Source organism: Sinorhizobium fredii, assembly GCF_002944405.1.
GTDB lineage: Bacteria > Pseudomonadota > Alphaproteobacteria > Rhizobiales > Rhizobiaceae > Sinorhizobium > Sinorhizobium fredii_C.
Genome location: NZ_CP024307.1, coordinates 2,994,408 through 3,015,450, shown reverse-complemented (window position 1 = coordinate 3,015,450; position 21,043 = coordinate 2,994,408). Strand labels below are relative to the sequence as shown.

General features: G+C 63.9%; 17 protein-coding genes. 2 read left to right on the top strand and 15 right to left on the bottom strand.

What is annotated here, in order from left to right:
• Positions 1 to 17: 17 nt before the first annotated feature.
• A complete protein-coding gene (gene cobM / locus NXT3_RS14830; RefSeq protein WP_037414296.1) occupies positions 18 to 776 on the top strand; it encodes a precorrin-4 C(11)-methyltransferase in 759 nt (252 codons plus the stop codon).
• Between the two features lie 7 nt (positions 777 to 783).
• Here cobM and mnhG read toward each other — a convergent pair whose 3' ends face one another.
• The 11 genes from mnhG to NXT3_RS14775 all read right to left on the bottom strand — a co-directional run bounded on the left by mnhG (position 784) and on the right by NXT3_RS14775 (position 14,823).
• Positions 784 to 1,155, bottom strand: coding sequence for a monovalent cation/H(+) antiporter subunit G (gene mnhG, locus NXT3_RS14825; RefSeq protein ID WP_104839587.1), 372 nt, complete (start codon positions 1,153 to 1,155; stop codon positions 784 to 786).
• Entirely contained in the window at positions 1,152 to 1,433 is a 282-nt protein-coding gene (locus NXT3_RS14820; protein WP_037414300.1) for a K+/H+ antiporter subunit F, read from the bottom strand. Before NXT3_RS14820 ends, mnhG begins: the two co-directional genes overlap by 4 nt.
• Complete coding sequence (locus NXT3_RS14815; RefSeq protein ID WP_104839586.1) at positions 1,430 to 1,915, bottom strand: Na+/H+ antiporter subunit E; 486 nt, start codon at positions 1,913 to 1,915, stop codon at positions 1,430 to 1,432. Before NXT3_RS14815 ends, NXT3_RS14820 begins: the two co-directional genes overlap by 4 nt.
• Before the next feature lie 2 nt (positions 1,916 to 1,917).
• Entirely contained in the window at positions 1,918 to 3,564 is a 1,647-nt protein-coding gene (locus NXT3_RS14810; RefSeq protein ID WP_199773292.1) for a monovalent cation/H+ antiporter subunit D, read from the bottom strand.
• Positions 3,530 to 3,880, bottom strand: a complete 351-nt coding sequence (locus NXT3_RS14805) for a Na+/H+ antiporter subunit C (RefSeq protein ID WP_037414305.1) — start codon at positions 3,878 to 3,880, stop codon at positions 3,530 to 3,532. The genes NXT3_RS14810 and NXT3_RS14805 overlap by 35 nt, the downstream gene beginning before the upstream one ends.
• The gene (locus tag NXT3_RS14800; RefSeq protein WP_104839584.1) at positions 3,880 to 6,792 is read right to left on the bottom strand and encodes a monovalent cation/H+ antiporter subunit A; all 2,913 of its coding nucleotides are present in this window, start codon (positions 6,790 to 6,792) and stop codon (positions 3,880 to 3,882) included. The genes NXT3_RS14805 and NXT3_RS14800 overlap by 1 nt, the downstream gene beginning before the upstream one ends.
• Before the next feature lie 246 nt (positions 6,793 to 7,038).
• Complete coding sequence (locus tag NXT3_RS14795; RefSeq protein WP_104840009.1) at positions 7,039 to 9,705, bottom strand: bifunctional diguanylate cyclase/phosphodiesterase; 2,667 nt, start codon at positions 9,703 to 9,705, stop codon at positions 7,039 to 7,041.
• 113 nt (positions 9,706 to 9,818) lie between these two features.
• On the bottom strand, positions 9,819 to 11,432 hold the full coding sequence (locus NXT3_RS14790) for a cisplatin damage response ATP-dependent DNA ligase (protein ID WP_104839583.1): 1,614 nt from the start codon (positions 11,430 to 11,432) through the stop codon (positions 9,819 to 9,821).
• Positions 11,433 to 11,435: 3 nt separating this feature from the next.
• On the bottom strand, positions 11,436 to 12,446 hold the full coding sequence (locus NXT3_RS14785; protein WP_037414312.1) for a ligase-associated DNA damage response exonuclease: 1,011 nt from the start codon (positions 12,444 to 12,446) through the stop codon (positions 11,436 to 11,438).
• Positions 12,447 to 12,524: 78 nt separating this feature from the next.
• Positions 12,525 to 13,478 carry a nucleoside hydrolase gene (locus NXT3_RS14780; RefSeq protein WP_104839582.1) on the bottom strand — a complete coding sequence of 318 codons (954 nt, stop codon included), beginning with the start codon at positions 13,476 to 13,478 and terminating at the stop codon, positions 12,525 to 12,527.
• 109 nt (positions 13,479 to 13,587) lie between these two features.
• Positions 13,588 to 14,823: an NAD(P)/FAD-dependent oxidoreductase gene (locus NXT3_RS14775; protein WP_104839581.1), complete on the bottom strand. Its 1,236-nt coding sequence runs from the start codon at positions 14,821 to 14,823 to the stop codon at positions 13,588 to 13,590.
• Between the two features lie 167 nt (positions 14,824 to 14,990).
• On the opposite strand from NXT3_RS14775, the gene NXT3_RS14770 reads away from it, so the two are divergent.
• Positions 14,991 to 15,647, top strand: a complete 657-nt coding sequence (locus NXT3_RS14770; protein ID WP_104839580.1) for a hypothetical protein — start codon at positions 14,991 to 14,993, stop codon at positions 15,645 to 15,647.
• Between the two features lie 83 nt (positions 15,648 to 15,730).
• Here the strand turns inward: NXT3_RS14770 and lysS are convergent, their stop codons facing one another.
• The 4 genes from lysS to NXT3_RS14750 all read right to left on the bottom strand — a co-directional run bounded on the left by lysS (position 15,731) and on the right by NXT3_RS14750 (position 20,940).
• Positions 15,731 to 17,227: a lysine--tRNA ligase gene (gene lysS, locus NXT3_RS14765; protein WP_097527615.1), complete on the bottom strand. Its 1,497-nt coding sequence runs from the start codon at positions 17,225 to 17,227 to the stop codon at positions 15,731 to 15,733.
• An 11-nt stretch (positions 17,228 to 17,238) separates the two neighbouring features.
• Positions 17,239 to 18,696, bottom strand: coding sequence for a glutamate--tRNA ligase (gene gltX / locus NXT3_RS14760; protein ID WP_097537884.1), 1,458 nt, complete (start codon positions 18,694 to 18,696; stop codon positions 17,239 to 17,241).
• A 440-nt stretch (positions 18,697 to 19,136) separates the two neighbouring features.
• The gene (locus tag NXT3_RS14755; RefSeq protein ID WP_037414324.1) at positions 19,137 to 19,892 is read right to left on the bottom strand and encodes a TerC family protein; all 756 of its coding nucleotides are present in this window, start codon (positions 19,890 to 19,892) and stop codon (positions 19,137 to 19,139) included.
• Between the two features lie 208 nt (positions 19,893 to 20,100).
• Complete coding sequence (locus NXT3_RS14750; RefSeq protein WP_037414326.1) at positions 20,101 to 20,940, bottom strand: AraC family transcriptional regulator; 840 nt, start codon at positions 20,938 to 20,940, stop codon at positions 20,101 to 20,103.
• Positions 20,941 to 21,043 lie beyond the last annotated feature (103 nt).

Genomic DNA, 21,043 nt, shown 5'->3' with positions numbered 1-21,043 from the left:
ACTCAAGAGGATAGACAATGACCGTTCACTTCATCGGCGCGGGACCGGGCGCAGCAGACCTCATCACGGTCAGGGGGAGGGACCTGATCGGCCGCTGCCCCATTTGCCTCTATGCCGGCTCGATCGTCTCGCCGGAGCTCCTGCAATTTTGCCCGCCCGGCGCCCGCGTCATCGACACGGCGCCGATGTCGCTCGACGAGATCGAGGCGGAATATGTGCGCGCGGCCGAAGCCGGCGAGGATGTCGCGCGGCTGCATTCCGGCGACCTCTCAGTCTGGAGTGCGGTGGCCGAGCAGATACGGCGGCTAGAGAAACACGATATCGCCTATACGATGACGCCGGGCGTGCCTGCCTTCGCCGCCGCCGCGGCGACACTCGGCCGCGAATTGACCATTCCGGCGGTGTCGCAAAGCCTGGTGCTGACGCGCGTTTCCGGCCGTGCATCACCGATGCCGAACAGCGAGACGCTCGCCGCCTTCGGCGCCACCGGCTCGACGCTGGCGATCCACCTCGCCATCCATGCGCTCGACCGCGTCGTCGAGGAACTGACGCCGCTCTACGGCGCCGATTGCCCGGTGGCGATCGTCGTCAAGGCGTCCTGGCCGGATGAGCGCGTGCTGCGCGGCACGCTCGGCGACATTGCCGACCGGGTCGCCGCCGATCCGATCGAGCGCACGGCGCTGATCCTTGTCGGACCGGGGCTGGAAGCATCGGACTTCCGGGAGAGCTCGCTCTACGATCCTGTCTATCAGCGCCGCTTCCGCGGCCGCGAATAGAGCGGCATCATTCGCAGTCCAGTTCCGCGGCGGGCTTCGGCTTGCGCGGCACGTCCTGGCGGTTCTCGACGCGGTCGCGGTAAAGAGCCGCCTGGCCGAGCAGCATCAGCGTCACCGGCGTCGTCACCGTGACGAAGAAGATGATCAGCAGTTCGTGGAAGATCCAGCGGCTCTGCAGCACCGCGAAGCAGAGCATCGAGGCGAGGCAGGTAAGAATCGTGCCGCCGCTGGTCGCGATTGTCGGGGCGTGCAGACGGTCGTAGAAGCTCGGCAGGCGCAACAGGCCGAGCGAGCCGATGAGCGTCATCGCGGCTCCGAGAAGCAGCAAGCCGCAGACGGCGATCGCCGCCCAGGCGGGCAGGTCGGCCAGATGGTTCATTCGATCACCTCGCCGCGCATGAGAAATTTCGCGAATGCGATGGAGGAGACGAAACCGATCAGAGCGATGATCAGCGCGGTCTCGAAATAGATCGAGTTGGCGGTGCGGATGCCGAAGGCAAGCAGCATCAGCATCGCGTTGATATAGAGCGTGTCGAGCCCGAGGATGCGGTCCTGGGCGCGGGGTCCCTTGATCATCCGGTAGAGCGCGAAGGCCATCGCCAAAGTGAGCATGACCTGGGCGAGCAGGATCGACCAGACGATTGCAAGCGCGATCATTGAAGTATCTCCTTCAGTCCTGCTGCGTAGCGCTTGACCGTTCGCCGCCACAGATCCTCGTTGTCGATATCGAGCACATGTATGAGCAGGCTCTTGCGGCGCCGGTCGTATTCGAGCCAGGCGGTGCCAGGCGTCGCCGTCAGGATGCAGGCGAGCAGCGCCAGCGCGTTCTCGTTTTCCAGATCGACGTCGACGCTCATGAAACCGGTGTTCGCCGGCCTGCCCCGGGCCCGCAGGATGATCCCCGCAACGGCGATGTTCGAACGAACAACGTCGGCGACGACCGCGAGCGCAAGGCCTCCCATGAGGCTTAGACGGTGCAGCCGCGATCGGGTCGGCTGCAGCTTCACCAGGACCCAGCCGAGCAACGCGCTCAGGAAGCCGCCGACGATGATCGAGCCCGGCGCAACCGATTGGTTGAGCAACAACCACATGAAGAAGAGGGCAAGCGAAAACAGCGGGTAGGGAAGCCAGGCACGCATCGCTACTCTCCTCCCGCCCGGGGCGCGGAAAGGACCCGCTCGCTATGGACGAGGGGAGCAAGCAGATCGTCGGCGGTCGCCTGCATGTATCGCATCGCGGGGCCGGCCTGAAAGCTCAGGAAGACGCAGGCGGCGAGCAGGATGGCAACTGGCGTGATCTCGATGACGACGACGCGCGGTATGGTTCCCTCGATCGACGCCCAGAAGGTGCGGATGCCGACACGGTTCAGGGCGATCATGGCGGCGAGGCCCGAAAGGATGAGAAGTGCCACATAGATCCAGTCGGCGGCGGAAATCGCGATCGCCTGGTTCGCCTCGGGCACGTTGAAGAGCCCTCGCAGCAGTGCGAATTTGGCGATGAAACCCGAAAGCGGCGGCAGGCCTGACAGGAGAATGGCGCAGAGGCAGAAGCAGAGGCCGAGAATGGCCATCGTGCCCGGAATGGCGACGCCCACTTCCTCCTCTTCCTCATTCTCGTCGAAGTCGCCATAGGCTTCCATCGTCACCGCCAGAACGTCGGCGCCGGCATCGCGGCCGCGTTCGACGAGTTCGATGAGCAGAAAGAAGGCGGCGATCGTCAGCGTCGAGCTGACCAGATAGAGAAGCGCGCCGGCGAGCATTTCCGGTCGTCCGAGGCCGATCGCCGCAAGCAGCGTGCCCGAAGAGACGAGCACGGAATAGGCGGCGAGCCGGCCCATGGCCTGCGAAGCCAGCACGCCGATGGTGCCGAAGGCGATCGTCAGCATGCCGCCCGTCAGAAGCCAATCCTGGCCAAAACCGGCCGATGCGCCGGCGGCCGTGCCGAAGACGAGCATGTGCAGGCGGAGGATGACGTAGATGCCCACTTTCGTGAGTATGGCGAACACAGCGGCGACCGGCGGGGTCGCCGCTGCATAGGCCGCCGGCAGCCAGAAGCTCAGCGGCCACATGCCGGCCTTGACGAGAAAGGCGACGCCGAGCACCGCGGCGCCGGTTTCGACGAGCCGCCGGCTTTCCGGCGCGAGCGTGGCAAGCTTCGTCGCGAGATCCGCCATATTGAGCGTACCAGTGGTACCGTAGATCAGGCTGACGCCGATCAGGAACAGCGAAGAGGCGGCGAGATTGATGGCGACATAGTGCAGCCCGGCTTTGACGCGCAACGGGCCCGAGCCGTGCAGCAGCAGTCCGTAGGAAGCCGCCAGCATCATCTCGAAGAACACGAAGAGGTTGAACAGGTCGCCCGTCAGGAAGGCGCCGTTGAGACCGGCGACGAGCAGCTGGAACAGCGAGTGGAAATGGTGACCGGCCGTGTGCCAGCGGGCCATCGAGTAGGCCTGGGCGGCAAGCGCCAGACCGCTCGCAAGGCAGAGCATCAGCGCCGACAGCCGGTCGAGGACGAGGACGATGCCGAACGGCGCCGGCCAGTTGCCGAGCTGGTAGACGCCGGCGCCCGGCAGGCTGCCTTCGCCTGCCGCCGCAAGCCGCATCAGGATCATCGTGACGATGAAGACGACGAGCGTCGATGCGAAGCCGATCGCTCCCTTCAGCGTGCGCTCACGCTCGTCGATCGGGATCAGCATCGCCGCGACGCCAAGCGGCAGCAGGATCGGCAGGATCAGAAGATGGTGCAGCCAATCAGTCACCGCGCGGCGGCTCCCTTCCGTCGACATGGTCGGTGCCGGTGAAGCCGCGTGACGCGAGCAGCACGACGAGAAAGAGCGCGGTCATCGCGAAGCCGATGACGATCGCGGTCAGAACGAGGGCCTGCGGCACGGGATCTGTGTAGCGCAAGAGGTCGCCCGCGCCGCCGGGTTCGAGCACCGGCGGCGCGTTTACCCGGAGCCTCCCCATGCTGAAGATGAAGAGGTTGACCGCATAGGAGAGCAGCGCAAGCCCGACGATCACCTGATAGGTGCGTGGTCGCAGCAGAAGATAGACGCCCGATGCGGCGAGGGCGCCGATGCCGGCGGAGAGAATGAGCTCCATTATTGTGCCGCCTCCCTTTCAGGTCGCGCGGCCCGCGCATGGGCGCGCGCTGCGCGGCGGACCGACTGGTGCGCCAGCGCGATAAGCATCAGCACCGTGGCGCCGAGCACCAGAGAGAAGACGCCGAGGTCGAAGAGGATGGCGCTTGCGAGCGGAACCTTGCCGATGACCGGCAGGGTGGCATATTCGGCGCGCGATGTCAGGAACGGATAGCCGAAGAGCCAGGATCCGACGCCCGTCGCCAGGGCGACGAGCAGACCGATGCTCATCCAGCGAAGCGGGTGGATGCGCAGCCGCTCCTCCACCCAGCGGGTGCCGCCCGACATATATTGCAGGATGAAGCCGATCGACATGGCAATTCCGGCGGCAAAGCCGCCGCCCGGCAGGTCGTGGCCGCGCAGGAACAGATAGGCGGCGAGCATGCCGGTGACCGGGAACATCCAGCGCATGATCACCGAAGGGATGTGTAGATATTCAGCGACGCTGTCGCCCGCGGTCCGCTCCGGATGATCGTCGTCATAGGCGTTCTGCACTCGTTGCTGTTCGGGCGATTCCAGACTGTCCAGGTGCGGGCGGAAGCGCAGCAGCAGCGCAAAGACCGTGAGCGCGACGATGCAGAGGACGGCGATCTCCCCGAGGGTGTCGAAGCCGCGGAAATCCACCAGGATGACGTTGACGACATTCGTGCCGCCGCCCTCGTGGTAGGCCTGTCCGAGGAAGTAGCCGGCGATGGTCTCCGGTACCAGGGGCCGGGTCATCACCGTGTAGGCTACCAGCGCCACGCCGCCGCCCGCCATGGTGGCGAGCAGGAAGTCGCGCAGGCGCCGGAAGCGGACCTTCAGCGGAATATCCGCCGTCGCGGGCTCCTCGATGCGCTTCGGCAGCCAGCGCAGGCCGAGCAGGATGAGCACCGTGGTGACGATCTCGACGAGAAGCTGGGTGACGGCAAGGTCGGGAGCAGACAGCCAGACGAAGGTGAGGCAGGTGACGAGCCCGGCACCGCCGAGCAGTACGAGCGATGCCAAACGGTGGAATTTCGCCAGGATGGCCGAGCCGACTGCGCAGGCGATGCCGACACCCCAAAGCAGGGCGAAGGCCGGATCGATGCCGCGGACGACGAGCGGCGGCAGCCGAAAGCCGCCGATCGCGAGGGGCAAGGCACCGGCGAGGAGCGCCAGGAACACCAGGAGCCGCATCTGCGGCTGCAGATGGCGGGTGCCGAGGCGCTGCTCGAGCGAGCGGGCCCATTTCCACGACAGCGTCACCAGGACACGCTCAAAGACGCGCTGTCCCTGGAGCAGGCGGAAGACCGGCGGACCCTCAATGCCCGTCGCGAGATAGGAGCGCATCAGGAAATAGAGGCCGACGCCGCCCGACAGCGCCACGAAGCTCATGATCAGCGGGATGTTGAGGCCGTGCCAGACGGCAAGGCTGTAGCTGGGCGTATTCTCGCGCAGGATCGAAACCACGGCGGCGTCGAGGAAGGGCCCGATCGTTTGCGCCGGAATGATCCCGACGACCAGGCAGGCGAGCACCAGGAAATCGACGGGGGCGCGCATCCAGCGCGGCGGCTCGTGCGGTTTCTTCGGCAGGTCGGACGGCAGCGGCCCGAAGAAGACGCTGTGAATGAAGCGCAGCGAGTAGGTGACCGCAAACATGCTTGCAATCGTCGCGACATAGGGCGTTGCGGTGTCGAGCGCACTGACGAGATGCGTTTCGATCGCTTCAGCGAAGAACATTTCCTTCGACAGGAAGCCGTTGAGCAGAGGCACGCCGGCCATGGCGGCACTCGCCACCATGGCGAGCGTCGCGGTGATCGGCATGTAGTGAAAAAGTCCGCTCAGCCGGCGCATGTCGCGCGTGCCGGTTTCATGGTCGATGATGCCGGCGGCCATGAATAGTGAGGCCTTGAAGGTCGCGTGATTGACGATATGGAAGACCGCGGCGACGGCGGCCAGCGGGCTGCCGAGGCTCAGGAGAACGGTGATCAGCCCGAGATGGCTGATCGTCGAATAGGCGAGCAGCCCCTTCAAATCCTGTTGGAAGATCGCAAAATAGGCGCCGAGCAGCAGGGTCGTCAGTCCTGCAAGACCGACGATCCAGAACCAGGCCTCCGTGCCGGCCATCACCGGCCAAAGCCGCGCCAGCAGGAAAACCCCGGCCTTCACCATCGTCGCCGAATGCAGATAGGCGGAAACCGGCGTCGGTGCGGCCATGGCATGCGGCAGCCAGAAATGAAAGGGAAATTGCGCGCTCTTCGTCAGGGCGCCGAGCAGGACGAGAACCAGGATCGCGTTGTAGAGCGGATCGTTGCGGATCGCGTCGCCCGCGGCGAGCACGGTGTCGAGATCGTAGCTGCCGACGGCGCGTCCGATCAGGAGCAGGCCGACGAGCATCGCAAGGCCGCCCATGCCTGTCATCGTCAGTGCGATACGCGCGCCATCGCGGGCATGCGCGTTGTGATGCCAGTAGCCGATCAGCAGGAACGAAACGATACTCGTCATTTCCCAGAAGACCGCGAGCAGGATCAGGTTGCCGGAAAGCACGACGCCGAGCATCGATCCCATGAAGGCGAGAAACAGCGCGAAGAAGCGCGGCACCGGGTCTTCCTCGGCCATGTAATAGCGGGCGTAGAGGACGACCAAGAAGCCTATTGCGGTAATGAGCGCCGAAAAAAGCCAGGCAAACCCGTCCATGCGCAATTTGAAGTTCAACCCGAGTTCGGGGATCCAGTCGATCTCGAAGCGAAGCACGCCGCCGGTGGCGACGAAGGGATAGAGGCCGGCGGTCACCAGGAAGCAGATGAGGGCGATCGCGCCAGCGAACCAGGCCGTGGCGCCGCGTTGATCGGACGGAAAGAAGATTGCGAGGAGGCTTCCCCCGAATGGGGCGAGAATGAAGACTGACAGCAATTTTTCCGCGTATTCGATCGTTCAGCCCTCTCGGTCTCGGGGTCTCGGAGATTGGAACGGCTGGTTCCGATGGGACGGCCGCCGAAGCAACGGTCACCAGGCATGCCCGGATGATCCGCGAAGCGGCAGAGGCATATGTTTTTATGACTTTTTTGCGCTCTACTGCCAAGCCTTCCGGCAGAGAAAAACACGGCCGTCCGGCGAGACAAATGCCCCGGAGCAGAGCGCCGCGTTTCCGAGGGAGCCCTAGGCGGCGCGCCACTTCCGCTCGAAGACGAAGGCCGCGAGATCGTTGGCGCTCATCGGCCGGGCGAAGGCATAGCCCTGCAGCCCGTGGCAGCCGAGTTGTTTGAGGATGGCGGCGTGTTCGAGCGTCTCGACGCCCTCGGCAATCACTTCTATGCCGAGCGAGGTGCCGATATCGATGATCGATTCGACCAGCCGGCGCTCCTGGGGTGACACGAGAATGGGCAGCACCAGTTGCCGGTCGATCTTCAGGCGGCGCGGCGTCAGCTTCAACAGGCTGAGGATGGAGGCGTAGCCGGTGCCGAAATCGTCGATCTCTATGTCGATGCCGAGTTCTTTGATGCGTCTGATGTTCGACAGCAGCGTCGTGTCGTTCTCGTCGAAAGAGATCGATTCGAGCAGTTCGAAGGAAAGCCGGCCCTCGGGTATCCGCATCTGCTCCAGCCGCTCGATCAGCCCCTCGTCGCGCAGGCGCGAATAGGAAAGATTGACCGACACCTTGGGGATGCGGATGCCGTTTGCCTCCCAGCGGCAGATCTGGAACAGCGCCTGTTCGAGGATCGCCTGGTCGATGGCTGCGACCACGTTGATGTCCTCGGCTGTCTTCAGGAAGTCATGCGGCCCGATCAGCCCCTTGGTCGGATGATCCCATCGCGCCAGCGCTTCGACGCCGATGACCTCCAGCGTCGCCGGGCAAAATTGCGGCTGGAAATGGGCGACGAATTCGTTCTGCGCAAGACCGCGAAGGATCTCATCGGCCGTCTGCTTCGTCTGGAACACGGCGGTCTTGAGCGCGCCGGTGAAGGTTTCGTGCCGGTTGCGGCCGCGCCTCTTCGCCTCGTAGAGGGCGATGTCGGCATTGACGAGGATGTGGGCGAGCTCGTCGGTCGCGGCGGCCTGGGCGGCGATGCCGATGCTGACGCCGATGCGGCATTCCTGGTCCTTGTAGCGAACTGGCGTGCTCATCGCCTCGATGATGCCCGAGGCGAGCGCCGCATCTTCCTCGGCGTTGCCGCCGGCACGAATGATGACGAACTCGTCGCCACCGATCCGCGCGACGAAGTCGTTCTCCTGCGCGCTCGAGCGCAGCAGTCCGGCGGCGTGCCTGAGAATCTCGTCGCCCGCAGCATGGCCCATGGTGTCGTTGATCTGCTTGAAACGGTCGAGATCGATATGGAAGATGCTGATCCTGTCCTTGGCGTCGAAGTGCCGCGTCCGGTCGCCAAGGATCTGGTCGAGGAAGCGTCGGTTCGGGAGTCCTGTCAGCGGGTCGTGCAGCGCGTTGAATTCCATCCGGTGCCGCGCCGCCTCCAGTTCGGCGCTATGCGCCTCGGCGAGGCGCTTGGCTTCCGAGAGTCTTGCCCGCGTTTCGATGTCGGCCGTCACGTCCCAGTTGACGCCGATGATCTTGCGGCTGCCGCCGGCGCCGATGTGAACCGAGCCGCTGGCGCGGATGTATCGGATGTCGCCGCCGGGCAGACGAATGCGGAATTCGGAATTATAGGCGCCGCCGCTTGCGACCGTCTTGGCGTATTCCGCCTTGGCGCGGGGAAGATCGTCGGGATGCAGCGCCTCTTTCCAGTCGTCGAAGGTTTCGCGGATAGAGGGGCCGACGCCGTAGAGCTCCTTCATGCGGTTGTCCCACAGCAGCTTGCCGGTGTCGATATCGAGTTCCCAGATGCCGATCTTGGACGTGTCGAGCGCAATCTTCAGGCGATGCGAAAGTTCGAGCAGTTGATCTTTGCTCTGCCGCAGGGCGCGGATATTTCGCTGGCGTTCCGTCGTCAGATAACCCGTGATGATCATCGGAACGACGATCATCAGGCCCCCGAGCATGATCAGGAGGCGGACCTGCAGGGCATTGTCCGGCGTCGGCGGCCATCCGCCCTTCGGTATCGCCGCCATCCGCCAGGAGCCGCCCGGCAGCGTCACGTCCACCTCCACCGGCGCCTTTCCGAAGATCGCCGGATCGCCGAAGAAAATCGCGCCATCGCGTCCCTGACCGTCACGGCCAGCAATGGCGATGTCGATACCGAGGGCCGAGGAGACGAGGCCACTGTCGCGATAGAGCTGGTCGATGTCGATGACCGCTGACACCAGGCCCCAGAAGCGCTTGCCGCCGCCGGCATTGGCCGTCACCGGAAAGCGGCCGATCAATCCGCGTCCGCCCTGGACGAGATCGACCGGCCCGGCAAGCACCATCTTCCCGCTTGCCACCACACGCATGACGGACTTGCGTTGCTTGTCGTTGTTGCGGTAGTTCAGGCCGATCGCCTTCTCGTTGCCCGCCAGCGGGTAGACCATCGAGACGATGAGATTGGGCGCTGCGGCGAGGTTGCGCAGTTGCGAGCGCTCGCTGAAGATGCTCTGCGCAAGTTCGCTGAAGCGCTGCTGGTGCATGTCGGGCTCGGTTGCAATCGTGCCGATCAGGCCGCGAACGAGCTGGATATTGCCGTTGACGCTGCTCTCCAGGCGCGAGCGTATCGGATTGAGTTCGTCCGCCACCTCGGAGCGCAGACGTGCTTCGAAAACGACCTGGTTCTGATTGTCGGCGAGAATCCCGGCAATCAGCACGACGAAGGTGGCGATCAGCGCCGGGACGTAATTGAGCGTCAGAATCCGCGAGAGCCGGTATTTCCTGAAATATTGACCGTTTATTTTTGCCACAAGACGACCCTGCGAATGCGGACGGCGAGACAGACAGCCCGAATATTCCAAACTCTCCTTAATAATTCTTCATTCGGAACCGCTGAAATAGGCGAGGGCGGGAAACCGCGGTTCTAACCTTTCAGGCCGAGCATCGCCTGCAGCGTCTCCAGCCTGTCGGCCTCCCGCGGCAGTTTGTCTGGTCTCAGCCGAGCGATGCGCGGGAAACGCATGGCGACACCCGATTTGTGGCGGGTCGAGCGGTTCAGCCCTTCGAAGGCCACTTCGACGACAAAGCCGGCGTCCGGTTCGGCGCGGACCGCGCGCACCGGGCCGAAGCGCTCGACCGTGTTGTCGCGCACATAGCGGTCGAGTATCTCCAGTTCGGCATCGGTAAAGCCGAAATAGGCCTTGCCGACGGGAACCAGGGCCATGCCGCCTTCTGCCTCCGCCCAGACGCCGAAGGTGAAATCCGAATAGTAGCTCGAGCGCTTGCCGTGGCCGCGCTGGGCGTACATCAGCACCGCGTCGATGTTGAAGGGCGCGCGTTTCCACTTGAACCACGGGCCTTTCATCCGCCCGGCCAGATAGGGCGAGTCGAGCCGCTTCAGCATGATCCCCTCGATGACCGGATCCGGTGGCTCCGAGCGCAGCCGGTCCAGTTCCTCCCAGGTAGAAAAGGGAACAAGCGGCGACAGGTCGAAGTGCTGTGGCGAAGCGGCTTCGATCAAGGCCGTCAGGGCTTGGCGGCGGACGTGGAAAGGTTCGGGCCGCATGTCGCGTTCACCCGAAAAGAGGATATCGTAACCGCGAATAAACGCGGGATAGTCCTCGAGCAGCTTGCGGTTGACGGACTTTCTATTCAGCCGCTGCTGCAGGTCCCCGAACGTGGCGGTGGCGCGATTGGTGCGCATCGTTCCGCCGACCAGCAGCTCGCCGTCGATCACGCCGGCAATGTCGGCGGCCTCGATGATCTCCGGGAAAGCGCCGGATATTTCGTCGCCGCTGCGGGAATAGAGACGCCGCACCCCGCCGATATTGGCGAGCTGGACGCGGATGCCGTCCCATTTCCATTCGGCGGCGAAGTCGGCCGGATCCAGTCCTTCTAGATCGCCCTCGCCGATCGGCGTCGCGAGCATCACCGAGTGAAAGACGGCCGGCGTGGTGAGAACGGGCATCTCCGCTTCGCCGGAAAGCCACAGAAAGAGCGGCAGGTAAGGCGGCGAAAGCCCGTGCCACAAGGTTTCGATCTCGGCGATGTCCCTGCCGCCCAGGTCGGCGAGCGCCTGCTTGGCGAGCCGCGCCGAGACGCCGATCCGTAAACCCCCGGTGACGAGCTTCAGAAAGGCGAAACGGCCGGCGGTGTCGAGCCGGTCGAGCATGTCGCGGACGAGCGAGCGTACCTCGGAACGTCCCGCCCGCTGAAGCCGTTCGACGACCTCGCCAAGCGGAATGTCCTCGGGAACGACTCCCGCCTGCGGTTCCCAGGCCAGCGACACCGTCTCGGCGAGATCGCCGACATAGTCATAGGAATAATGGAACAGCACCTCGTCCATACGCTCGAGCAAGAGGTCGCGGATCAAGGCAGGCTTCACCGTGTTGAATGAAAGCGTGCCGCCGATCGCCGCGAGTGCATAGCCGCGGCTTGGATCGGGGGTGCTGCGGAAATAGTCGGCAAGCAGCCTGATCTTGGCGTTTCGCTGCGGCGTCAGGACGAGGCGGCCGAGCAGTTCGGCGAAGGCTTTCATCCGTCACTCCCCCTCGTCGTCGTAGCCGACGAGATGCAGCGGTCGCGCCGGAATGCCCTGCAATTCGCACCAGCGCACCAGGGCTTCCTCACGGCCATGCGTCACCCAGACTTCGGCCGGGGCGATCTCGCGTATGGTGCCGGTCAGTTCGGCCCAGTCGCAATGGTCGGAGATGACGAGCGGCAGTTCGACGCCGCGCTGCTTGGCGCGCTGGCGAATGAGCATCCAACCTGAAGCAAAGACGGCGACGGGCTCGGCGAAGCGTCGCGCCCAGCGGTCGGCAAAGGCTGAAGGCGGGCCGATGACGATCCCGCCGGCGAAATCCGGCCTCTTGTCGCCGGCAAGGGTGGCCGGCCGGATATCGCCGAGGTCGATACCCTCGGCCTGGTAATATTCGCAGAGCTTGGCAAGCGCGCCGTGGATATGGATCGGTTCGTCGTAGCCTTGCTGGCGAAGTAGCGCGATCACCCGTTGCGCCTTGCCGAGCGCGTAAGCGCCGACGACATGGGCACGTTCGGGAAATTGCTTCAGCGATGCAAGAAGCCGGGCGGTCTCCGCCCGGTCGTCCGGATGGTGGAAGACCGGCAGGCCGAAGGTCGCCTCGGTAATGAAGACATCGCAGGGGACGGGCTCGAAAGTGGGGCAGGTCGGGTCGGGCCGCCGCTTGTAGTCGCCCGAAACGACGATCCGCTTCCCACCCGCCTCAACCGAAATTTGCGCCGAGCCGAGCACATGGCCGGCCGGATGAAAGCAGACCCGGACGCCGTCGATCGCGATCGTTTCGCCGAGCCGGGCGATTTCGCTTTCACCGCAAAAGCCGTCGCCGTAGCGGATGCGCATGATGTCGAGCGTTTCGCGTGTCGCAAGCACGCGGCCATGTCCGGCGCGGGCATGATCGGAATGGCCATGGGTGATCAGCGCCCTTTCGACCGGCTGAACCGGATCGATGTAGAAGTTTCCCTTCTCGCAATAGAGTCCCTTCGGAGCGGGATAGAGCAATGATTCCGGCTTCATGCAGACAAAGATAGCTGGCGGTCGACGGTCTGCCAGCTATTCGCCGCAAGTTTTTCGTCGGCTGAGAAAGACCGAGGGCTATCGACCGTGCGCCAGCGTATCGCCGATCAGCTTCAGCACCGCCTCGGCATCGATGCCGATGCAGGCCTTTTGGCTCGGCAGATTGTCCCAGGCATTCGGCGGGAAAAGCCGCCCGTCCGGCTTCTGGATCGTCTGGCCGTCGGCGATGCCGCCGCAGAGCACGCGGATCGGCCCGCTGCGGGTGCGGAACAGATCCGGGGCGACGACATAGGCGCAGGCGCAGCTGTCGTGCACGACCATGCCGTCATCGACATGCTGCTCGTAGAAGACGATGTAGAACTGCGAAATGTCGGCGAGGAGTTTTGCCGCCTTGCCGCCACGTTCGGCGATGTCGGCGAGCGTGGCGCGGGTCATCACCGTTTGCGACGTCACGTCGAGGCCGATCACCGCCACCGGCCATTGTGCAGTCATCACCGCGTCGGCCGCCTCCGGGTCTCCATGGATATTGGCCTCGGCGGCCGGGGTGATGTTGCCGGGAACGTCGAAGGCGCCGCCCATGATCACCACGGCCTTGACGAGGCCGGCAATATCCGGGTCTTCGCGCAGCGCACGTGCCAGATTGGTCATGCGGCCGACGGCCACGAGCGTCACCTCACCGGGATTGGCGCGCACCGTGTCGATGATAAAGCGATGGGCCGGCCGGGGGTCGAGCGGCAGGTCGATCACGTCCGGCACGTCGATATTGCCGAGGCCATCGTGGCCGTGGATGCCGGTCGGCCAATCGACATGCGGCCGGTCGGGATTGAACATCTCGCCGAGGCCCTTGGCGACCGGGGCTGCAATTCCCCAGGCCTGCTTGAGAAAGAGCGCGTTGCGCGTCGTCGTCTCGATGGAGGCATTGCCGAACACCGAGGTGATGCCGATGAGGTCGATTTCCGGGTGCCGGTGCAGGAAGAGAAGCGCCATGGCGTCGTCGACGCCGGGATCCGTATCGAAAATAACCTTGTGCATAGCGTCTTCCTTCTTGGGGATATCGGGCCCATTTGCCTGAACCTGGTCCTGCGTGCTGGCGGCAATGGACAAGCTGCGGGCGAAAGTCAATCGATCGATTTCGCTCAGCTTATTGAAAGCGGCGGATGCTGAAGGGTTCGAGGTCGGTGCCGGCCCGGTTGGAAAGGAGGGCGGCGATCCTTGCGCCGGTGATCGCCGAGAGCGTCAGGCCGAGATGGCCGTGGCCGAAGGCCATGGCGATGCGGGGATCGGACGGATGAAGGCTGATGACCGGCACCGAATCCGGTGTCGAAGGGCGCCTGCCCATCCATTCCTTGCCGCCGCTCTCCGGCAGAGCCGGCACATAACGGCGCATCTTCCGGCGCATGGCGGCGGCGCGCGCATAGTTCGGCGGCGCCTCCGGCCGCGCCAGTTCAACCGCACCGCCGATGCGCAGGGCGTTGGCAAGCGGGGTCGCCACGAAGCCGTGCTCGGCAAAGAAGATCGGCATTTCCAGCGTCACCGGTGGATCAGCGAAGGTGGTGTTGTAGCCGCGCTCCGTTTCCAACAGCACCTTCAGCCCAAGCTTGCGGACGAGGGTGCGTGACCACACGCCGGCGGCGATCACCACCTTGTCGAAGGCCTGCCGGTCGCCGTTGTCGGCGACTATGGTGATCCCCTCGGTGCTTGGCTGCACGGCCTCGACGCCGGCTTCGACGAGCGTGCCCTGTTGCCTGACATGGTGTTGCAGATCGCGCAGCAGTTTGAGCGGATCGGGAAACGTCTGGTATCCGCTGCTGAAGACGCCGCCGGCGAAGGCGCCCTCTAGCGCGGGGACGCGGCCGCGGGCGGCGCGGGCGTCGAGGCGTTCGACGGCAAAGCCGAGCAGCCGGGCGGTCGCCTGCTCGTGCCGGAACGCGGCCTCGAGGGCAGTCTCGCTGTCGAAGATCGTCAGCGCCCCGGTCGGTTTCATATGGCCGGAAATGCCGCAGAGCCTCGTCATTGCCTGATGCGCGGCGAGAGCTTCACGCATCAGGCCGAGCAGGGCCCGACGGGAGCGTTCCACCTGGGCGGGCCGAGCCGCAAGAAGCAAATGCAAGAGCCATGGCGTCAAGGCCGTCAGATCCTGCCAGCGCAGCGTCAGGGGTCCGAGCGGGTCGATCAGCCATTTCGGGGCTGCGAACAGCATTTCGGGGCGGGCCATCGGATCGATCTCCGGAACCGCGAGGATGCCGGCGTTGCCGACGGAGGCAGGCAGGCCGTCGACGTCCTTTTCGAACACGGTGACCGCGTGACCTTCGGCGATCAGATGGACCGCCGAGGCGCAGCCGATGATACCCGCTCCGACGATTCCGATGCGCGCCATGATCTCCCCCGTCCTCAAAATCAAGAAATGACGCTTCGTTTTTAGTGATGACGGGCAGGAGAGCAAGTGTCCTGCATCCGTCCGCTTAAACTTTCCGAAAGGGTGTTTCGCCTATCTTCAGAGGCGTTCTGGCTTTTCTTGTATTTGCGTCCGCAGCGGAGCCGCCTGTGAAGGCTATTTTGAGTAAACTGCGCCCTTCGAAGCGGCTCGTGGTCATCCTTGCCGCGGCCTTTGCCGTTTCGGCCGCGTCCGGCGGTGCCGCCGTCTATGTGGGGCGCGACAGGCTCGTCGCGCGGCTCTCGGAGCCTTCCGCTTCCGGTCTCGAATGCACGGCGCTTCGGACGCTGAAGCTCGACCACCGCGGCCAGCGCTGGATCCGCATGCATGTGAAGACCGACAGCGCGGCTGGCCCGGAGCGCGTCCGCACGGCGCTACGCGTCGTCGGCGCACTCGCAAAGAAGGAAAAGGCCGACCTCTACCAGGTCGTCGTGCTCGATACGGCAGGTCCGGAGGAGCGCGCTGCGGCGCGTGGTGCCGCGATCGGTGCCGAAGTGCTTTTCGCGCCCGGTCCGCAGAGTGTGAAGGGCATGGACGAACCGTTCCGTGCTTCCTACAACGACGGCACGGCCAATCCGGGCGGCATGTTCCATGGCAAGCTCGTGAGCCTCGGTCTCGACGAGGTTCGTGCCATTATGGCCAAGATGGACGATCACTCGCCCTGCATCGATCCGGTTGCGGCCGACGCGGAAGGCGCGGAGGCTCCGGCCGTGTCGGAAGCGAGCGAGCATCCGGCCAAGACTGCCGAGGCGCATGGCGGGCATTGAGCCGCCCGCAAAACTTCCCCATCAAAGGAAAAGCCCACCGCTAACGCGATGGGCTCAATGCTGTCCGGCATCTGCTTATCAGCTCAATCGGCCTTGTGGCGCCGGGCCGGGAAGAGAATGATGTCGCGGATCGACGGCGAGTTGGTGAGCAGCATGATCAGCCGGTCGACGCCGATGCCTAAGCCGCCGGCGGGCGGCATGCCCTGGTCCATCGCGTCGAGGAAGTCCTCGTCGAGCGTCTTTTCCTTTTCGCCGCGGGCGTGGGCCTGTTCCATCTGCTCGACCATGCGGGCGCGCTGTTCGACCGGGTCGTTGAGCTCGGAGAAGGCGTTCCCGATCTCCCAGCCGTTGCAATAGGTCTCGAAGCGCTCGACGAGCCGCGGCTCGCCCGGCACCTCCTTGGCGAAGGGCGAGATATCCTTCGGGAAATGAATGACGTGGGCCGGCTGGATAAGCGTCGCTTCGACCTTCTCCTCGAAGATGAAGGCGAGCACTTCGCCCCAGGTCGCATCCTTCTCGACCTCGATCCCGGCATTGCGGGCCGCCTGGCGGGCTTCCTCGTCGCTCCGGATCGCAAGGAAATCGATGCCGGTCGCGTCCTTGACGGCCTCCGGCATGGAGACGCGCGGGAAGGGACCCTTGAAGGAGAGCTGCTTGTCGCCGAATTCGAACTCGGTCTTGCCGTGGACGGCGAGGGCGAGCTTTTCGAACATGCGCTCGACGAGGCCCATCATGTCCTCGTAGTCCGCATAGGCCCAATAGCACTCCATCATGGTGAATTCCGGATTGTGCCGGGTGGAGACGCCTTCGTTGCGGAAGTTGCGGTTGATCTCGAAGACCTTGTCGGTGAGCCCGGAAACGAGCACGCGCTTCAGGTAAAGCTCGGGCGCGATGCGCAGATACATGTCGAGCTTCAGCGTGTTGTGATGCGTCTTGAAAGGCTCGGCCGTGGCGCCGCCATAGATCGGCTGCAGCATCGGCGTCTCGACTTCCATGAAACCTTCGTCCTCAAGGAAGCGGCGAATGCCGGAGACGATGCGGCTTCGCTGCTGGAAGCGCAGCTTCGATTCTTCGTTGACCATGATGTCGAGGTAGCGCTTGCGGTAGCGCGTCTCGATGTCGGCAAGCCCGTGATACTTCTCCGGCATCGGCAGGAGCGACTTGCAGAGCATGGTGATTTCCTTGGCGTTCACCGTCAGCTCGCCGCGCTTGGTGCGGCGCACCTCGCCGGTGACGCCGACGATGTCCCCGAGATCGATCATCGGCAGCAGCGCGCGCGCCTCCTCCGGCGCCGTGTCCTTGTGCGAGAAGATCTGGATCTTGCCCGAGGCGTCATGGATGTCCATGAACATGCCGGAATTGCGCGAGGAGAAGACGCGGCCGGCGACCGTCACCAGGTCGCCGCTTTCCGTGTCCGGCTCGAGCCCGGCATATTTTTCGGCGAGCTCCGCATTGGTGAGCGTGCGGTGGAAATGCGCCGGATAGACGTCGCCGATCTGCGTGCGCAAGAGGTCGAGCTTCTGGGCGCGCACTTCGGTCGCGTCGGAGGAAAGGCCGGCGGTTTCTGTCTTCTCGTTCATGGTTATCGTCCTTACTTTCCGCTGCCAACCATGGAGGCGACCACCTGTGCCGCCACCTTGAGCCGCTGGCGCACCACAGCACGGCCGAGCAGCTCCATCGAGTCGAAGAGCGGCAGCGAACGCTGCGAACCGGAGACGGCGACGAAGAGCGGCGAGACGACGGCCTTGAGCTTCTTGCCCATCCGCTCGGCGCTGGCGCGCAGTTCGGCCTCAATGGACTCCTTGTTCCATTCGAGGATCTTTTCGAGGTCCGGCTGAACGGTGTTGAGGACTTCGAGCATCTCCTCGGGCGAGGCCTTCACGCCGGCAAAGGCGGCCGGCTGCAGGCCGAGATCGGACTTGAAGAGGAAGGCGGCCAGATCCGGCAGCTCGCCGAGCTTCGAGATGCGCGACTGCGAGAGCTTCAGGCCCTCCTTGAGACGTTCGTTTTCGGACGCCCAGGCGAAGACTCGCGCGGCAAACTCGTCTTCCGAGAGCTTCTCGCGGATCCAGCGGGCGTTCAGCCAATCGAGCTTCTGAATGTCGAAGATCGCGCCGGCCTTCGACAGGTTTTCCGGGTCGAACTTGTCCGCCAGTTCCTCGATCGTCAGCAGTTCTTCGCCCTCGGCGATCTGGATGAAGAACAGGCCGAGGAAGTTCATCAGCGCTTCCGGAAGATAGCCGAGCGCCGTGTAATAGGAGATCGAGGTCGGGTTCTTGCGCTTCGACAGCTTCGACTTGTCGGCATTGCGCATGAGCGACAGATGCATGAACTTCGGCGGCTCGAGGCCTAGATACTGATAGATCAGGATGTGCTTCGGCACCGAGGCGAGCCACTCCTCGCCGCGCGCGACATGGGTGATCTTCATCATATGATCGTCAACGACATTCGCCATATGATAGGTCGGCATGCCGTCTGCCTTGAGCAGCACCTGCATGTCGACCGCATCCCACGGGATCTCGACATCGCCATAGACGCCGTCGTGGAACTTGCAGGAGCCCTCGGTCGGGATCTTCATGCGCACGACATGCGGCTCGCCGGCGGCGACGCGGGAGGTGACTTCCTCGGCCGACAGGCTCAGGCACAGGCCGTCATACTTCGGCGGCTTGCCGGCGGCGCGCTGTGCCTCGCGCATCTGCTCCAGCCGCTCGGGCGTGCAGAAGCAGCGGAAGCCGTGGCCGTTCTCGACGATTTTCTCGACATAGGGCTTGTAGAGGTCCTTGCGGTCGCTCTGGCGATAGGGGCCGTAGGGGCCGCCGATATCCGGACCTTCCGACCATGTGAGCCCGCACCATTTCAGCGCATCGAGCACCTTCTTCTCGAATTCCGGCGTCGAGCGCGTCGCGTCGGTATCCTCGATGCGCAGGATGAATTCGCCGCCGTGCTTCTTCGCAAAGAGGTAGTTGAACAGCGCGATATAGGCGGTGCCGACATGCGGTTCGCCGGTGGGGGAGGGTGCGATGCGTACCCGGACTGCAGAATCTGCCATGGTCTTTGCCCGTCTTGACGTGCTCTTGAGCCCTTGGCCGGAGTGCCTACCAGCTGACGGGCGCGTATTTTATGGGAAGGAAGGCCCGCAAGGGTGCCGCTTGAGCGGTATCGGCGGGCAATTCCAGTCGGCAGGGGTGAGACCATAGAAAGCCCCTGATGTCAACGGAAAGAGGAAGCGCGCGGTCCAATCGCCTCTCCCCCGAACAGGGATTGGAACGCTAGCGGCGTGGCTGCGTTATCCGCTACGAGGACGCGGACTGTGGCAACCGGACGCGACAGACCAGGAGAACATGGGAATTTTGCCGGTTTCTTCCCGTGGCCAACGAAACGGCAGGCGAGCTCTTGACCTGTCCAGCTCGCATCCTCGCCTCCCTCCCGCAGCAAGAGGCCCGCATCCGACGGATGCGGGCCTCTTTGTCGTCTTCGTCGATTGCAAGCTTAATGCAGCTTCGTGGCCTGCTGCTTTTTTAGGCGCGCGTTGCGGGCGATCATGTTGAGGATTTCAACCAGCGCCGAGAAGGCCATGGCGGCATAGACGTAGCCCTTCGGCACGTGGAAGCCCATGCCTTCGGCAATCAGCGTCGTGCCGATCATCAGCAGGAAGGCAAGCGCCAGCATGACGATCGTCGGGTTCCGTTCGATGAAGTTGGCGAGCGGGTTGGCTGCAACCAGCATCACGGTTACGGCGACGACGACGGCGATGACCATGATGGGCAGGTGAGGGGTCATGCCGACGGCGGTGATGATGCTGTCGACGGAGAAGACGAGATCGAGCAGCAGGATCTGGCCGATCGCCGCCGTGAAACCGTTGATCGCCGAGCTCGCGATGAAATCCTCGTCATGGTCGCTCGGATCGACATTGTGGTGGATCTCCTTCGTCGCCTTCCAGACCAGGAAAAGGCCGCCGGCGATCAGGATCATGTCCTTCCAGGAGAAGCCATGGCCAAAGGCCTCGAAGACCGGCTCTGTGAGTTGCACGATCCAGGCGATCGTGCCGAGCAGCCCAAGGCGCATGATAAGCGCGAGGCCGATACCGATGCGCCGGGCGCTGACGCGGTTCTCGGCGGGCAGCTTGTTGGTCAGAATCGAGATGAAGATCAGGTTGTCGATGCCGAGGACCACTTCCATCACAATCAGCGTAATGAGAGCGACCCAAGCCTCCGGGCTTTGAGCGAGCGTGAGGATTTCCTGCATCGGCGAACTCTTCCTTCTAAATGACGATCACTGATGTCGCGTCGTCCGACCCAACGTCAGTGGCGGTGACCGGTCCCAACAAACCGGAGCGGAATGCGAGCGCATCTTCCCCTCCAGGGCGCCTCGTGGCGCCAAGTTCGCCGCAGTATTTAAGGAGTAGTGCCGAAGTAGCAAGCGCTGCCGCGACTTTGCGGCAGCGTTTTACCGTTTACTGTTTTATCGGAACCCACATCTCGACGACGCCCATGCCGGAATCCGGGTCGAACCGCTCGTCGTAGCGTTCCATGAGATCGGGCGTTTCGCCGTGCTCGAGTCCAGACTGCGGAAACCAGGTTGCGAAGATGTGATGGGCAGTGGCCGAGATCGCCGAGATGTGGCCGCGATGCAGGAACACCGCATAGCGCTGCTTCGGCAGCTTCAGGGTCGAAAACCCGTTCGGCAGTCCGTCCGCATCCGCGACTTCGACGGCCGCCATGTAGCGGAAGCTTCCGGCTCCAGCATCCGAATGGGTGCAGACGCCATAGGCGACGTTGCCGCGCTGGCCCGGAATATGACCGAAGTGGCTATTGAAGCGCTGCCAGAGCGAGGGAATGCCTTCGGTGCGATCGTAGGCATAGGTTTCTTCAAGGCCGGCGAGGAGCAGGGCAGGGCCCTCCTCGAAGCGCGGCGGTTCGATCTTCTGATTGCGCGTATCGTCCATCCTGATGGGCTCCACAAGTTCGATATTGCAGACATGCCTCTGCTTGCGCACCGACTCGGGCGTGACCCCGAATTGCTCGCGAAAGGCGCGGGTGAATGCCTCGTGCGAGCCATAGCCCGCGTCGAGGGCCGCCTCGAGAATGGTGGAGTTGCCGTCGGCAAGGCGAAGCGCCGCCGAACTCAGGCGGCGTCCGCGGATATAGGCACTGATCGAATGGCCGGTCGCGAGGCCAAAGACGCGTGATAGATGATAGCGCGACAGGCCGGCGGCGTCGGCAATCCGCTCCAGTGAGATATCCTTGGCGAAATGGCTTTCGATGAACCAGATCGCCCGTCCGATGGCACTCATGTTCACTCCCGTGGCAAGCGACCTAGCTCTTACGGATTTATAGGAGGACGCGTTTGATCGCGGTTGCTGGATTTTAATCGGCACCGCCTGCCGACGGCAAATT